Below are 14,695 nucleotides of genomic sequence, written 5' to 3'. Positions count from 1 at the left end.
CCGGGTCAGCTCGCCGACCCGTTGTCGTCGAGCAGCTTCTTGTACCAGTCGCGCAGGTCGTCGCCGCCCTTGCTCTTCCAGTCGGCGACCGCCTGCTGGACGTCGCTGATCTTCTTGCGGCCGCGCACCACGTCGTCCTCGAGCTGCTCGAAGTCGTCGGCGAGGTTGGCCCAGCGGTTGGGCTCGGTGACGTTCAGGCCGAAGAAGGAGGACTTCTTGGTGAAGGCGCCCATGCGCTGCTGCCACTCGACCATGCCCTTGGTGACCTCGGGGAAGTCGGGGTAGGCGACGTACGGGGCGGGGTTGCCGGTGTAGTCGTAGGCGCCGTTGACCTCGTTGACGCCCTGGGTCGTCTTGACCGGCAGGCCCTTCTTGATCTCGTAGTCCGTGCCCTCGACGCCGTACGCGGTGAGCATGAACTCCTTGGTGCCGTACGGCGCCGCGCAGAAGTTGCAGAGGGCCAGGAAGTCCTTGATCTGCGCCTCGGTCGCCTTCTTGCTGACGAAGGTGAAGATGTTGGCGGGCTGGACCGCCCACAGCGTCGGGTCGCCGCCGTCCGGGCCGAAGTAGTCGAACGCGGCAATGTCGAAGTCCGGGTTCTGGGTGGCCTGTTCGGCGGTCTTGCCCCACCAGTCGGAGATGTTGTTGTTGTAGACCAGCACCTCACCGGCGGTGAAGCGGTTGCCCGCCGTCCCGCCCTCCTTGCCCTGGACCGCGTCCGGGTGAACCACCTTGGCCGCATACAGCTTGCGCGTCCACTCCAGGGCTTCGAGGTATTCCTCGGTCTCGATGCGGTTGATCAGTTTGCCGCCGTCCATGTTCCACCACAGCGCCTTGTCGCTGCCGGACAGGACGCCGAAGAAGTTCCACGACGCCCACTTCATGTCGTCGCATGCCCAGAGCTTCGACTTGGCGTCGGTCGCTTCCTTGGCCCAGGACAGGAACTCGTCGGGGCTGGTGGGAACGCTGTAGCCCTTCTCCTTGAACAGGTCCACGCGGTACAGGGGCGCGATGTCCGTGACGTACGAGGCGGGCATCGGGATAGCCCGCAGCTGACCGCCGAAGATGCCGCGCTGCCAGGCCTCGGTGGGGACGGCCGCGAGGTTCGGGTAGTCCTTGACCTTGTCGCCGGACAGGTACGGGCCGAGGTCCGCGAACTTGGCGTTGATGGCGCTGGGTATCCGGCCCATCATGTTCCAGCCCGGCACGGTCACCACGTCGGGGATGTTGCTGCCGGCGAGGACCGCGCCGAGCTTCTGGTCGTAGGTGACGCCGTCCTGGTTCTGCCAGGTGACCTCGACGCCGATGGCCTCGTTCATGGCCTTGTAGTACGGGTTGTCGGTCTTCGGCGGGGTGCCGAAGAACGGCGACATGATCGTGAGCTTGCCGCCGCTGCCCAGCTTCTTGGCCACCGACGTCTTCAACTCGGCCGTGGGGATCGCCTTGGTGAAACCGGCCGCCGAGCCGTTCTTCGCCGGGATGTCGGGCGCCACCACAGTCGACGCCACATACGCCGGAAGGATCTTCGCGGCGTCCTTCCCGGACGTGGTGCCGTCCTTGCGGGCCTCCTGCGAGCCGCCGCAGGCGGACAGCAGCGGCACGCCTCCGGCCACCGCGGCGGCGGCGACCGCCGTGGAGGCGAGGAAGCTTCTCCGGCTGGGGGCGGAGGTGTTCGGCGTCATTGCGTCAACCCTTCATGGCGCACAGCAGGACACCCGGCGGAGAGGTCGTCGGCTGTGGTGTCTTGAGTGGAACTGGCTGAGCTGAAGCGGAGCTCGGAGGAACTGTGACCGCAGTTGCGGCCTGTTCGACCAGTCGAAGCGCTTCGATGTTGCTGCGAGGTTAAGTGAACACCCAAGGGTGCACAAGAGTCGTTCCGAACATTCCTCCGGGGTGCAAAGGACTGAACCTGTCTGATCTGGGCCTTGAAACGCCGGAGAGGATGCGGAGATGTTGCCTCGGGATGTCTTGACACCCACCCTCCGGTCGAATGAGCATCGAAGCGCTTCGAAAGCTCTTCATCGCTCCTCCACAAAGGGATGCCCGCGTGACCGCACAAACGCCGCCTTTCCGCGACTCGCAGCTGCCGTTCGCGAAGCGCGTCGACGACCTCCTGTCGCGGCTCACCGTGGCCGAACGCATCGCACTGCTGCACCAGTTCGCGCCCGCCGTGGAGCGGCTCGGCGTCGCCGCGTTCCGCACCGGCCAGGAGGCGCTGCACGGCGTGGCCTGGATGGGTCCGGCGACCGTGTTCCCGCAGGCAGTTGGCCTCGGCGCGACCTGGAACGAGGATCTCGTACGCCGCGTCGGCGAGGCCGTCTCCACCGAGACCCGGGCGATGCGCGCCCGCGACGACCGCGTCGGCCTCAACGTCTGGGCGCCCACCGTCAACCTCCTGCGCCACCCCCTCTGGGGCCGCAACGAGGAGGGCTACTCCGAGGACCCCAAACTGACCTCGGCGATCGCGACGGCGTACACCCGCGGCCTGCGCGGCGACCACCCCGCGTACTGGCGCACGGCCCCCGTCCTCAAGCACTGGCTCGCGCACAACAACGAGACGCAGCGGGACATCACCTCGTCGTCCGTCCGGCCCCGCGTCCTGCACGAGTACGACCTGCGCGCCTTCCGCGAGACGGTCGAGGCAGGCACGGTGGCCGGCGTGATGCCCGCGTACAACCTGGTCAACGGCCGCCCCAACCACGTGTCGCCGTATCTGCGCGAGCACCTGCGCACCTGGACGGACCAGGAACTCCTGGTCTGCTCGGACGCGGGCGCGCCCTCCAACCTGGTCGACTCCGAGCACTACTTCGACACGCACGAAGAGGCGACGGCCGCCGCGCTGATCGCCGGCGTCGACAGCTTCACGGACCACGGCACGGACAGCTCGAAGATCGTCGAACGTGTCCAGGGTGCCCTGGACCAGGGCCTGTTGACCGAGGCGGACATCAACGCGGCGGTCCACCGCCAGCTCGCGGTCCGCTTCCGGCTCGGCGAGTTCGATCCGCACCTGGACCCGTATGCGGACACGAAGCACTTCGACACCCCGGCCCACCGCGCACTCGCCCAGGAGGCCGCGGAACAGGCGATCGTCCTCCTCAAGAACGACGACCTGCTGCCCCTCGCCGAAGGCACCCGCATCGCCGTGGTCGGCCTCCTCGCCGACGAGTGCAAGCTCGACTGGTACAGCGGCACGCTCATCCACCGCTCCACACCCCTGGAGGGCCTGTACGAGCGCTTCGGTGCCGAGCGCGTCGACTTCGCCGAGGGCGTGGACCGGGTACGTCTGAAGACCTCGGCCGGTACGTATATGAGCGTGCCTCTCGCCGACGACGCGAGCGACGAAGTCCGCGGCGCGGAGGGCGCCCTGGACCCGGCCCTCCTCGCGGGCCGTACCGACCTGCCCCCGCTGACCACCGACGTCACGGGTACGGACCTCGCGCTGATCGACTGGGGCGAGGGCATCCTCACCCTCCGCGCCCCCGACGGCCGCTACCTCTCCGTCGCCGACGACGGCTACGTACGAGCGTCCGCGGAGCAGCCCGGCGGCTGGGTGGTCCAGGAGACATTCCGCCTGGAACCCCATGATTCCCACGCGAACGGGCACCTCCTGAAGCACCTGGGAACTGGTCGGTACGCCTCTGTCGCCGCCGACGGCGTAAAGGTTGCCGCTGACGACGCGCGGGACGCGGAGATCTTCGAGCTGATCGTCACGGAACGTGGCGAGGACGCGGTGACCCGGGCCGCCGCCACCGCGGACGTGGTGCTCGTGGTCGCGGGCAACGACCCGCACATCAACGGCCGCGAGACGGAGGACCGCACGACGCTCCGCCTCCCCCAGCACCAGGAGCGCCTGCTACGGGCCGCGCGTGCCGCGAATCCGAACACGGCCCTGGCTCTCGTCTCCGCCTACCCGTACGCAGTGGATCCCGGGGACATCCCGGCCCTGCTGTGGACGGCCCACGGCGGCCAGGCGGCCGGCACCGCCCTGGCCCGCGTCCTGGCGGGCGACGTCTCCCCGGCCGGCCGCCTCCCGCAGACCTGGTACGCCTCCGACGCGGACCTCCCCGATCTCCTCGACTACGACGTGATCGGCGGCCGCCAGACGTACCTCTACTTCGAGGGCACCCCGCTCTTCCCGTTCGGCCACGGCCTGTCGTATGCGTCCTTCACCTACGACGGCCTTCAAGTCGAGCAGGGCAACGGCGAGTTGAAGGTCTCCGTCACGGTCACCAACGCGAGCGGGGTGGCCGCCGACGAGGTCGCCCAGCTCTACACGCGCGCGGTGCACCCCTCGGTCCCGCGCCCGCGCCGGGAACTGGCGGCACACCGCCGAGTCCGCCTGGCCCCCGGCGCCTCCGCCGAGCTCTCCTTCGAACTCCCGCTGCACATCTTCGAGTTCTGGGATGTGGCACACGGCAGGTGGCGGCTGGAGCCGGGAGCGTACGAGGTTCTCGTGGGCGCATCCAGCGAGGACATCCGCCTGCGCTGCACGATCGACCTCGACGGCACTCCCACGCCTCCCCGTCCGGTCCTCGAACTCGGTCTGAACGCCGCCGACTTCGACGAGCAGCGGGACGCCGAGATCGTCGACCGTACGAAGGAGTCGGGCGACGCGGTGACGCCGGCGGGCGCGCGTGAGGACGTGGGTGACGGTGAGGCCGAACTGGTCTTCCGGGCCTGCGACTTCGCCGGCGGTACGACCGTGGTCTCCGCCGAGGCTGCGGGCGAGGGCTCGGTCGAACTCGCACTCGCGGATGGCCCGGTGCTCGCGCGGCTCGACATCCCGGCGACGACGGGCCCGTACGACTACACCACCGTGACCGGCCCGGCGGCGCACGTCACCGGAGTCCACGACCTGTACATCAAGCTGCGCGGCCGGGTTCGGCTCGCGCGCGTCGGCTTCTCCGGTTGAGGGTCCGGACCAAGCTGACGCACAGAAGGGGCCCGGCACCGGAAGGCATCGGCGCCGGGCCCCTTCATCCCGGGATACGACCCGAGCCTACATGAAAACGATTGTCACAAGCTAGAGGTTGAGCCCCGTCAGCACCATGACCCGCTCGTACGTGTAGTCGTCCATCGCGAACTTCACGCCCTCACGCCCGACTCCGGACTGCTTCACTCCGCCGTACGGCATCTGGTCGGCGCGATACGAGGGGACGTCGCCGATGACCACGCCGCCGACCTCCAGCGCACGGTGCGCGCGGAAGGCGGTCTGCAGGTCGTGGGTGAACACCCCTGCCTGGAGGCCGTACTTGGAGTCGTTGACGGCGGCGAAGGCGGCGGCCTCCCCCTCCACCCTGTGCAGAGTGAGGACGGGTCCGAAGATCTCCTCGCAGGACAGCGTGGCGTCGCCCGGCACCTCGGCGAGAACGGTCGGCGCGTACGAGGCCCCGTCGCGCTTGCCGCCGGTCAGCAACCGGGCCCCCGCCTCGACCGCCTCGTCGACCCACGCCTCCACGCGCCTCGCGGCGTCCTCGCTCACCAACGGGCCGACGTCGGTCGCGTCGTCGGAGGGATCGCCGGTCACCTGGGCCTCGACGGCGGCGACGACACGGGGCACCAGCCGCTCGTACACGGAGGCGTCGGCGATCACCCGCTGGACGGAGATACAGGACTGGCCGCCCTGGTAGTTGGAGAAGGTGGCGATACGGCTTGCCGCCCAGTCCAGGTCCTCGTCACTGGCGTAGTCGGCCAGGACGACGGCCGCGCCGTTTCCGCCCAGTTCCAGGGTGCAGTGCTTGCGGGGCACCGAGTCCATGATCGAGAAGCCGACCTTCTCGGATCCGGTGAACGAGATGACGGGCAGACGCTCGTCCTGCACGAGGGCGGGCATGCGGTCGTTGGCGACCGGGAGAATGCTCCACGCTCCGCGCGGCAGCTCGCTCTTCGCCTCGGTCTCGGCTTCGGCGAGCAGTTCGCCGATCATCAGGCCTGACAGCGGGGTCGCGGGTGCGGGCTTCAGGATGATCGGGACGCCGGCTGCGATGGCCGGGGCGATCTTGTGGGCGCACAGGTTGAGCGGGAAGTTGAACGGTGCGATGCCCAGGACAGCGCCCTTGGGGAAGCGGCGCGTGATCGCCAGCCGTCCTTGTCCACCGAGGTCGGTGTCGAGTCGCTGGGCCTCTCCGCCGTTGAATCGCCGGGCTTCCTCGGCCGCGAACCGGAACACGGACACGGCTCGGCCGACTTCACCGCGGGCCCACTTGAGCGGCTTTCCGTTCTCGGCGGAGATGAGACGGGCGATCTCCTCGGTCCGCTCGACGAGTCGGCGGGAGACGTGGTCGAGGGCGGCGGCGCGTATGTGGGCCGGGGTGGCGGCGAACTCGTCGCGCACGGCGTGGGCGGCGGCGACGGCTTCCTCCACCTGCGCGTCACTCGGCACGCTCACGGTCCCGACGACGCGTCCGTCCCACGGGGACGTGACCTCGAACGTGGTGTCACCTGTGGCCTGGCGGCCGGCGAGCCAGAAGGCGTGCGTGGCGGTCATAGGGGTCCGGCCCTTCGGTCGACGTGATGTTGCACGTGTTGTACGTGCCCACGGTAGGCCTGCCGGCCGGAGCGGCGGCTTGTCCGGCCTGTACCACTCGCCATGCTTGGTGCTCCACTTCGGCACCTACGGGACGTGGGGCGTTGGGTAGGTGGGCTAACCGCCGGAGGCCGACACCTTCAGGGCCAGCCACAGCTCCATCCGCGTATCCGGATCGTCCAGCGACCGCCCCAGGATCTCCTCGACCCGCCGCATCCGATACCGCAACGTATGCCGGTGCACCCCGAGATCCACCGCAGCCGCATCCCACTGCCCATGCCGCGACAACCAGGCCCGAAGAGATGCGACCAGATCCCCCCGCCCCGTCGCGTCATGCTCGTACAACGCCCGCAACAAGCCGTCCGCGAACGCCCGCACGGCGTCATCCGCGAGCAACGGCACCACGGACCCCGCGGCCAGCTCCTCGTGCTCGACCAGCACCCGCCCCCGCCGCCGGGCAACGGACAGGGCCTGTTCGGCCTGCTTGTAGGCAGCCGCGGCGGCAATGGGGCCGGCAGGAGCCGACAGTCCGACCACCAGCTCGTCCTCGTCCACGCCCTGCTCGGCCGCACCCCGATCGGTCTGGAGCGCCTCCGCGTACTGGGCGCAGGACGCAACCACCGCTCCCCCGTCCGCGGCCAGCACCACCAGCCGCTCCCCGTCGGGCACGACCAGCACGGCCTCCCCCGACCGGGCCGCCGCGGCCTCGACGACCTCCGCGAACCCACCCACCGGATCAGCTCCGGCATCGGCCGCCGCGTCAGTCCCCGAAGCCGGAGCCGCTGCCGAAGCCGAAGTCGAGAGCAAGCCCCCGCTCACGCCCCGGCCCCGCGTACCCGGCACCGCCCCCGACTCCGCGAGGATCACGCGATACGGAGCATCGAGCAGCTCCCCGTACAGATCCCCCGCGGCAGCCCGAGCATGGTCCGGCTGCCCCGCCAGCAGCATGCGCAGCACAGCCGCCCCGATCCGCTGCTCCGCGGCATACAGCGACCGCGACCGCTCGGTCGTGAGCGTCAGCAGAGCGATCGCGGAATGCACGGCGTACCGCTCGGCCGTACCCGGCGCCGCGGCGGTACCCACGGCCAACGCTCCCAGAGGCCGCCGCCCCGTCCCCAGCGAGTGCAGTTCGACGCGGTCCTCGTCCTCGCCCTCCTCGGAGGAACCCCCGACGACGGAACTCGCGGGCACGCTCCGCTCCCACAGCCGTTCCACGTCGGCGGTGAGCAGGGCCGCCCGCCGCCCCGCCCACTCGGGCGCCGTCGCGACGACGGCACCGGTCGCGTCGTACAGGGCGGCCCAGCCGTCGATCTGCGAGGCGAGCGCTGCCAGCAGGCCCTCGGGTCCCTCGCTCAACGCCCGCTTGGTCAGCTCGCGCTGGGCGGCGAAGCCGGCGGTCACGGCGCGGTACTGGTCGGCGGCGATCGCGGCGGAGACGGCCTTGCTGATGGCAAGGAAGGGGGTGCGCCGAGGGACTTCGAGAAGCGGCAGGCCCTCCCGCTCCGCGGCGTCGACCAGCGCCTTCGGAATCTCCTCGTAGTGCAGCCCGACCGCGAACCCGAGCCCCGCGACCCCCGCCCCCGCGAGCCGCTTCACATAGCGCCGCATGGCCTCGGGGTCCTCCGCGTCCAGCTGGAGCGCGGTGATCAGGAGCAGCTCCCCGCCCTCCATGTACGGCACGGGGTCGGCGAGTTCGCTGGCGTGAGCCCAGAGGACGGGCCGGTCCAGGTGTTCCTCTCCCGCGCGCACGGTGAGTTTGAGCGCAGAGTGCTGGACGAGAGAGGCGAGCGTGCGGGGCATGGGACCTTCGGGTCTTCCTGGCGAGGCCTTCACCGGAGCGGCGGAAGTGCGGTGAGGAGCGGAGGGTGTGATCTTTTGGCCGTCACGTATGAACGACCTGTGTCGATTCTGCCTCACTGTACGGTGACCGCATCACGTTATGTCCAGATGTCCTGCCACCTGTCCGGCCCGAGCGGTGTCAGCCGCGAAGGTCCACCAGCAACGGCGGCGCGTGCTCCCCGCGCACACTCGTGAGCGACAGCACCGCATGCCCCGGCGGAACGGCATGTGCCAGCTCGGACGCGGACCACCGCTCACGTTCGACCTGCCGCACGGTGACGGCCCGGGCGGTGGGCGCACGTCCCGTGATCACTCGGCGCAGCGCGTGGGCGGTCTTGCCGAGCGGGGTCTCGGCGATGATCTGCCGGTCGGTGACGTCCGTCGCCTCGGTCCACTCCTTGCCCCACACCTCGGCGAAGTCCTGCCCGTCCCAGGGCGTGAGCCCGGACAGCGCCACCCGGCAGCCGATCGCCCCGAGCAGCGGCGACCTGAGCGGCCGCGGCACATCGTCGAGCGTACGCAGGGTCATGACCACCCCGGCGTTGGCGGACCGCAGCCGCTGGACTCCTCGTACGGCCTCGGGGGTGACGACGCCCGTCGCGTCGTCCAGCACCAGACACGCGAACAACGACCGGTCCTCGCGCACCGCCACACTCGCCGTGAACTGCGCGAGCACCAGCCGCGCCAGGATCCGCGAGGCGTCGGCGTGCCCGCGTTCGGGCAGGTCGATGCGTACCCGCACCGGGTGGTCCAGGGCGCGCAGGGAGAAGGGCCGGGACTGACCGGACGTATCGAAGAACCTGGCGAAGGCGGGCCGGTCCAGCAGCGCCACCCGATCGGCCAGCACCGAGCCGACATCGCCCGGATGCCCCGACTGCCGCTCCCGGGCGTCGAGTTCGCGCAGCAGCGACTCCTGTCCGGTCTCCGTGAGCGCCTTGCGCAGCGCGCCGAGCGGGCCGGGCGCACCGTCGAGGAGCTGCCGCAGTTCGGGTACGGAGGGGAAGCGCCCGTGGACCGCGCGATACGGCCCGAGCAGCTGGGCGAGCACGGTGGTGGAGCGGCGGCTGTCTCCGCCGGGGTGCGGGTCGGTGAGGTCGCCGACCAGTGCCTCGGCGAGGACGGCCGCCGCCTCGTCGGGGTCGTGGGTTCCGCCGTACAGGTCGAGGTCGTAGACGGACTCGGGATTTCCGACCCGTACGACGACGTCGTACGCGTCCGCGGGCCCGAGACCCGCGCCCGCGGCCCCGACCACGACGACGGCGGCCCGCCCGGCGAGCGCGTGCAGGCACAGCGACTCGGCGAGCGGCCAGACGACAGCGCTGGTCTTGCCGGATCCGGCGGGGCCGACGGCGAGCAGGGAGGTGCCGAGGAGTTCGGGGCCGAGGCCGAGTCCGGTGCCGCGGTAGGCATACGGATTGCGCTTGTCGTCGGCGGTCGTGCCGAGCCGGACCTGCCCGGTGACGAGGTCGTGCTGGGCGAGGCGCCCCGGAAGATCACGCTCGCCGGAAGGGTGCAGACAGGCGGCGGCGCCGTCCTTGAGCACAGCGCCCGTGAAGGTGGCGAAACTGTGCCGGCCGCTGCGTACGCCCTGCCAGGCGCGGGTGATGCGCGCGTGGTCGACGTCGCGCATCAGCCCGGAGCGGGCCTCGGCGGCGAGCCGTTCGGCGGCGTCGGTGGCTCCGGCGTCGCGGAGCCCGGGCCACTCGGCGGGGTCCCGCTGAGGCGGCGGGGCGACGGGCCGCTCCCGCTCCCGTCGCAGGCGCGAGGTCACGAACCGGCGCCACACCTCGCCCCATCGGCCGAGACGCCCGACGCTGATCATGATCATCAGGGCCACGACGGTGTACCAGGTGTAGCTGAGGACCACGCGGGTGTAGGAGCCCGGCTCCGCCCAGGAATCGGGAATCATCGCGTAGAGAGGCACCAGCCACCAGCCGCCCAGGTAGCCGTTCCACAGCAGCGACCAGATCAGCCATCCCACGAGGAAGGCGATCAGCGCACCGCTGAGCAACTGCCGGTTCGAGACGGCCTCCGGCTCCTCGTCCGGCCGCGGCCGGTGCCCGAACCTCCACACCCCCGGCGCCGCCTCGGGCCGGGGCGCCCGCAGCCAGGCCAGGAAGGCGGAACCCTCCGGCATCGGCGGCGCGCCCGGCGCCTGCGCGGGCCGTGGCGGTGCCTGAGGCGGCCCCGCCGGGCGCGGCACACGATCGGCGTGTGTGCCCCGTGCGTCCTGCGTGCCGTCGCTGTCCATCGCCCTTGTCCCCTGACCAGCCGTTCGATCCACCATCAGCGAGCCAATCTAATGCCCCCGCAGGGGGAGTTCACCGCTTACCGGGCCGGGCCGGGGTCGACCCCTCGGCCGCCGCCATGTCCACCGCGGACAACCCAGCAGGCCGACAACGCCCACATGGAGCATGCCCACTCCCCACCCCCGCCCCTAGCCTGCGAAGAGCGAGCTGTCCGAAAAGACCCCTCCGCACAGACCCCGCTGGACCCCGTCGCAAGACCCCAGGGAGCCCCCTCATGAGCGAACTTCCGCAGGAGCGCCGCCTCGTCACCGCCATCCCCGGCCCGAAGTCACAGGAGTTGCAGGCCCGCCGTGTCGCCGCGGTCGCGGCCGGCGTGGGGTCCGTGCTGCCCGTGTTCGCCGCGCGTGCGGACGGCGGGATCATCGAGGACGTCGACGGAAACCGGCTGATCGACTTCGGCTCCGGAATCGCCGTGACCGGCGTCGGCGCCTCCGCCGAGGCCGTCGTACGCCGGGCATCCGCGCAGCTCGCCGACTTCACCCACACCTGTTTCATGGTCACGCCGTACGAGGGCTACGTGGCCGTCGCCGAGGCACTGGCCGAGCTGACCCCCGGCGACCACGCCAAGAAGTCGGCCCTGTTCAACTCGGGCGCCGAGGCCGTCGAGAACGCCGTCAAGATCGCTCGCGCCCACACCAAGCGCCAGGCCGTCGTCGTCTTCGATCACGGCTATCACGGCCGTACGAATCTGACGATGGCGCTGACCTCGAAGAACATGCCGTACAAGCATGGCTTCGGCCCCTTCGCGCCGGAGATCTACCGCGTACCGGTGGCGTACGGCTACCGCTGGCCGACCGGCCCCGAGAACTGCGGCCCCGAGGCCGCCGCGCAGGCCATCGACCAGATCACCAAGCAGGTGGGCGCTCAGAACGTGGCCGCCATCGTCATCGAGCCGCTCCTCGGCGAGGGCGGCTTCATCGAGCCGGCGAAGGGCTTCCTGCCGGCACTCAGCGAGTTCGCCCGGGACAACGGCATCGTCTTCGTCGCGGACGAAATCCAGTCAGGTTTCTGCCGCACCGGTCAGTGGTTCGCGTGCGAGGACGAGGGCATCGTCCCGGACCTGATCACCACGGCGAAGGGCATCGCGGGCGGTCTGCCGCTGGCCGCCGTCACGGGCCGCGCCGAGATCATGGACGCCGCGCACGCGGGCGGCCTGGGCGGCACCTACGGCGGCAACCCCGTCGCCTGCGCGGGCGCACTCGGCTCGATCGAGACGATGAAGGAGCTCGACCTGGCCGCCAGGGCACGGCACATCGAGACGGTCATGAAGGCACGTCTCGGCGCCATGCAGGAGAAGTACGAGATCATCGGCGACGTCCGCGGACGCGGCGCCATGCTGGCCATCGAGCTCGTCAAGGACCCCTCCACCAAGGAGCCGAACCCGGAGGCCGCCGCCGCGCTGGCCAAGGCCTGCCACCAGGAGGGCCTGCTGGTCCTGACCTGTGGCACCTACGGCAACGTGCTGCGCTTCCTGCCGCCCATGGTCATCGGCGAGGAGCTGCTCAGCGAGGGCCTCGACATCCTGGAACAGGCGTTCACCCGCATCTGAGCAGGAGTTCTCTCATCCGGTTCCGCTGCGGGGCGGCGACGGGAGAGACATGTGAAGAACGTGTGCGGGGTGCATGGCGGGAGGCGAATCGGTCTGTCGGACGCCGATCCCCTGTCGTAGGTTCTACCCAGATGAGAGATACACCCCGCCCACAGGGGACTGTGGGCGATTCAGGGTCGAGGCCTCCCCAGCTTCGCCCTGGTCGTGCCCTCGCGCACACTACTGGAGCTTCCGGCTCCGGAGGGTCTCCTCACCGATCGGACAGTCGCTCGCCCCAAACCCCCCGGGGCGTGCGACGACCCGGTCCTTGCGGCCGCCTCGGAACTACCCCCCCTGTTCCGGGGCGGCCGACCTTTTCCCCGACGGCTCTGGCCACTTTGGCCCTGCTCTTCGCGTTCCTCACCTGGCAGGCCGCCGTCGACAGCCCGCTGCGCCGCGCCGACGAGCGCCTGGGCCGAGCGATCGCGGACGGTCCACTGCCGGACCGCGTCGCCGAACTCCTCGCCGATCTCGGCAACGTCACGGTCGCCGTCCCGGTCCTGGTCGCCGTTCTCGCGTACGTCGCCTGGCGCGCGCGTCGCGCCGGTACGTCCCGCTGGTGGCTGCCGTCGCTCGCGGCCCTGGTCACCATGGCCGCCGTACCGGTGCTGGTCATCCCGCTGAAGGAGGCCGTGGGGCGCACGGGTCCGCCCGGCATGGCGGGCGACGGCTACTACCCCTCGGGCCACACGGCGACGGCCGCCGTCGCCTACGGAGCGGCCGTCCTGCTTCTGCTGCCCTGGCTGCGCGGCTCGTACATCCGCCGTGAACTCACCATTGGCTACCTGGTGTTGGTCGCCTTCGTCGGCTTCGGTCTGGTCCGGCGCGGCTACCACTGGCCGCTGGACGTGGTGGCGAGTCTGGTGCTGAGCGCGATGCTGCTGATCGCGCTCACGGTGTTCCTGAACTCCCGTCGTCGCTCGCCGGAGCCGCCGCCGGAGTCATGAGCGCAGGCCCGTGCTTCAGCTGTCGAAGCCGAGGCCCAGTCTGTCCATCGTCTTCAGCCACAGATTACGTCGGCCGCCGTGCGCGTCCGCCCGCGCCAGCGACCACTTGGTGAGCGCGATGCCCGTCCAGGCGAAGGGCTCTGGAGGGAAGGGCAGCGGCTTCTTGCGGACCATTTCCAGGGACGTACGTTCCGTACGCTCCCCCGCCAGCAGGTCGAGCATCACGTCCGCGCCGAAGCGGGTCGCCCCTACCCCGAGTCCCGTGTAGCCCGCCGCGTACGAGACCCGCCCCTGATGTGCCGTACCGAAGAAGGCCGAGAAACGGGAGCAGGTGTCGATCGCGCCGCCCCACGCGTGCGTGAAGCGGACGCCCTCCAGCTGCGGGAAGCAGGTGAAGAAGTGCCCGGCGAGCTTGGCGTAGGTCTCCGGGCGGTCGTCGTACTCGGCGCGCACCCGGCCGCCGTACGGATAGACCGCGTCGTAGCCGCCCCACAGGACACGGTTGTCGGCCGACAGCCGGAAGTAGTGGAACTGGTTGGCGCTGTCGCCGAGGCCCTGGCGGTTCTTCCAGCCGAGGGAGGCGAGCTGGGCGTCGGTGAGCGGCTCGGTCATCAGCGCGTAGTCGTAGACCGGGACGGTGTACGAGCGGACGCGTCGGACCAGGTTGGGGAAGATGTTCGTGCCGAGGGCGACGTGGCGGGCGCGGACGCTGCCGTACGGAGTGCGTACGGCCATACCGGCGCCGTGCGCCTTCAGGTTGAGCGCGGGCGTGTGCTCGTACACGCGGACGCCCAGCTCGACGCAGGCGCGTTTGAGGCCCCACGCGAGTTTGGCAGGGTTCAGGAGCGCTACGCCGTGGCGGTCGTGGAGGCCGGCGAGGAATGTCGGTGAGTCGACTTGTTGCCGCACGGCGTCGGCGTCCAGGTACTCGATGCCGTCCGCGAGTCCGTAGCGCTGCAACTCCCCGTACCAGTCACGGAGTTCGGCTGCCTGGTACGGCTCGGTGGCGACGTCGATCTCGCCGCTGCGCTCGAAGTCGCAGTCGATGGAGTAGCGGGCGACGGTGGACTCGATCGCGTCCAGGTTGCGCGCGCCCAGCTTCTGGAGTGTGTGGATCTCGTCCGGCCAGCGGCTGAGGCCGTTGGCCAGGCCGTGGGTGAGCGAGGCGGCGCAGAAGCCGCCGTTGCGGCCGGAGGCGGCCCAGCCCGCCTCGCGGCCTTCGACGAGCACCACATCGCGGCGCGGTTCGCGTTCCTTGGCGAGCAGCGCGGTCCACAGTCCGGTGTAGCCGCCGCCGACGACGAGCAGGTCGCAGGTCTCGGCGGTGGTGAGGGCGGGCTCGGGACGGGGCTTTCCCGGGTCGTCCAGCCAGTAGGAAACCGGCTGGGCTTCGGATAGGGATTTCGTCCAGTGGTTCAAACGGGTCATGGCGCTTGGGGCCATGATGTCAACTCCCCACAGAATTTCGGCAGTTCTGCCTAGTTAT

At 70.5% G+C, this 14,695-nt stretch carries 8 protein-coding genes; 3 read left to right on the top strand and 5 right to left on the bottom strand.

The genetic code is table 11. The features are described from left to right. Positions 1 to 5: 5 nt before the first annotated feature. Positions 6 to 1,682: a type 2 periplasmic-binding domain-containing protein gene (locus OP79_RS17580; protein ID WP_033321151.1), complete on the bottom strand. Its 1,677-nt coding sequence runs from the start codon at positions 1,680 to 1,682 to the stop codon at positions 6 to 8. 365 nt (positions 1,683 to 2,047) lie between these two features. Between OP79_RS17580 and OP79_RS17575 the strand changes: the two genes are divergently transcribed. Continuing rightward, entirely contained in the window at positions 2,048 to 4,912 is a 2,865-nt protein-coding gene (locus OP79_RS17575; RefSeq protein ID WP_033321150.1) for a glycoside hydrolase family 3 C-terminal domain-containing protein, read from the top strand. Between the two features lie 111 nt (positions 4,913 to 5,023). On the opposite strand, the gene OP79_RS17570 is transcribed toward OP79_RS17575, so the two are convergent. From OP79_RS17570 to OP79_RS17560, 3 genes are all read right to left on the bottom strand, one after another. Then, positions 5,024 to 6,487: an aldehyde dehydrogenase family protein gene (locus OP79_RS17570; protein ID WP_033321149.1), complete on the bottom strand. Its 1,464-nt coding sequence runs from the start codon at positions 6,485 to 6,487 to the stop codon at positions 5,024 to 5,026. A gap of 156 nt (positions 6,488 to 6,643) precedes the next feature. Beyond that, positions 6,644 to 8,326, bottom strand: coding sequence for a PucR family transcriptional regulator (locus tag OP79_RS17565; RefSeq protein WP_033321148.1), 1,683 nt, complete (start codon positions 8,324 to 8,326; stop codon positions 6,644 to 6,646). Between the two features lie 178 nt (positions 8,327 to 8,504). Next, entirely contained in the window at positions 8,505 to 10,616 is a 2,112-nt protein-coding gene (locus tag OP79_RS17560; RefSeq protein ID WP_033321147.1) for a hypothetical protein, read from the bottom strand. 272 nt (positions 10,617 to 10,888) lie between these two features. Between OP79_RS17560 and gabT the strand changes: the two genes are divergently transcribed. Beyond that, on the top strand, positions 10,889 to 12,223 hold the full coding sequence (gabT, locus tag OP79_RS17555; RefSeq protein ID WP_033321146.1) for a 4-aminobutyrate--2-oxoglutarate transaminase: 1,335 nt from the start codon (positions 10,889 to 10,891) through the stop codon (positions 12,221 to 12,223). A 377-nt stretch (positions 12,224 to 12,600) separates the two neighbouring features. Then, entirely contained in the window at positions 12,601 to 13,209 is a 609-nt protein-coding gene (locus OP79_RS17550) for a phosphatase PAP2 family protein (protein WP_051744716.1), read from the top strand. Positions 13,210 to 13,224: 15 nt separating this feature from the next. On the opposite strand, the gene OP79_RS17545 is transcribed toward OP79_RS17550, so the two are convergent. Beyond that, entirely contained in the window at positions 13,225 to 14,652 is a 1,428-nt protein-coding gene (locus OP79_RS17545) for an NAD(P)/FAD-dependent oxidoreductase (protein WP_033321144.1), read from the bottom strand. Between the last annotated feature and the right edge of the window lie 43 nt (positions 14,653 to 14,695).

The organism is Streptomyces yerevanensis (assembly GCF_000716805.1).
Taxonomy (GTDB): Bacteria; Actinomycetota; Actinomycetes; order Streptomycetales; family Streptomycetaceae; genus Streptomyces; species Streptomyces flaveus.
This window is presented reverse-complemented; position numbering and strand designations above follow the sequence as displayed.

Bases quoted from the DNA above. Each gene is read 5' to 3' on its own strand.
- OP79_RS17580 (WP_033321151.1), bottom strand. From the start codon at position 1,682: ATGACGCCGAACACCTCCGCCCCCAGCCGGAGAAGCTTCCTCGCCTCC.
- OP79_RS17570 (WP_033321149.1), bottom strand. From the start codon at position 6,487: ATGACCGCCACGCACGCCTTCTGGCTCGCCGGCCGCCAGGCCACAGGT.
- OP79_RS17565 (WP_033321148.1), bottom strand. From the start codon at position 8,326: ATGCCCCGCACGCTCGCCTCTCTCGTCCAGCACTCTGCGCTCAAACTC.
- OP79_RS17560 (WP_033321147.1), bottom strand. From the start codon at position 10,616: ATGGACAGCGACGGCACGCAGGACGCACGGGGCACACACGCCGATCGT.
- gabT (WP_033321146.1), top strand. From the start codon at position 10,889: ATGAGCGAACTTCCGCAGGAGCGCCGCCTCGTCACCGCCATCCCCGGC.
- OP79_RS17545 (WP_033321144.1), bottom strand. From the start codon at position 14,652: ATGGCCCCAAGCGCCATGACCCGTTTGAACCACTGGACGAAATCCCTA.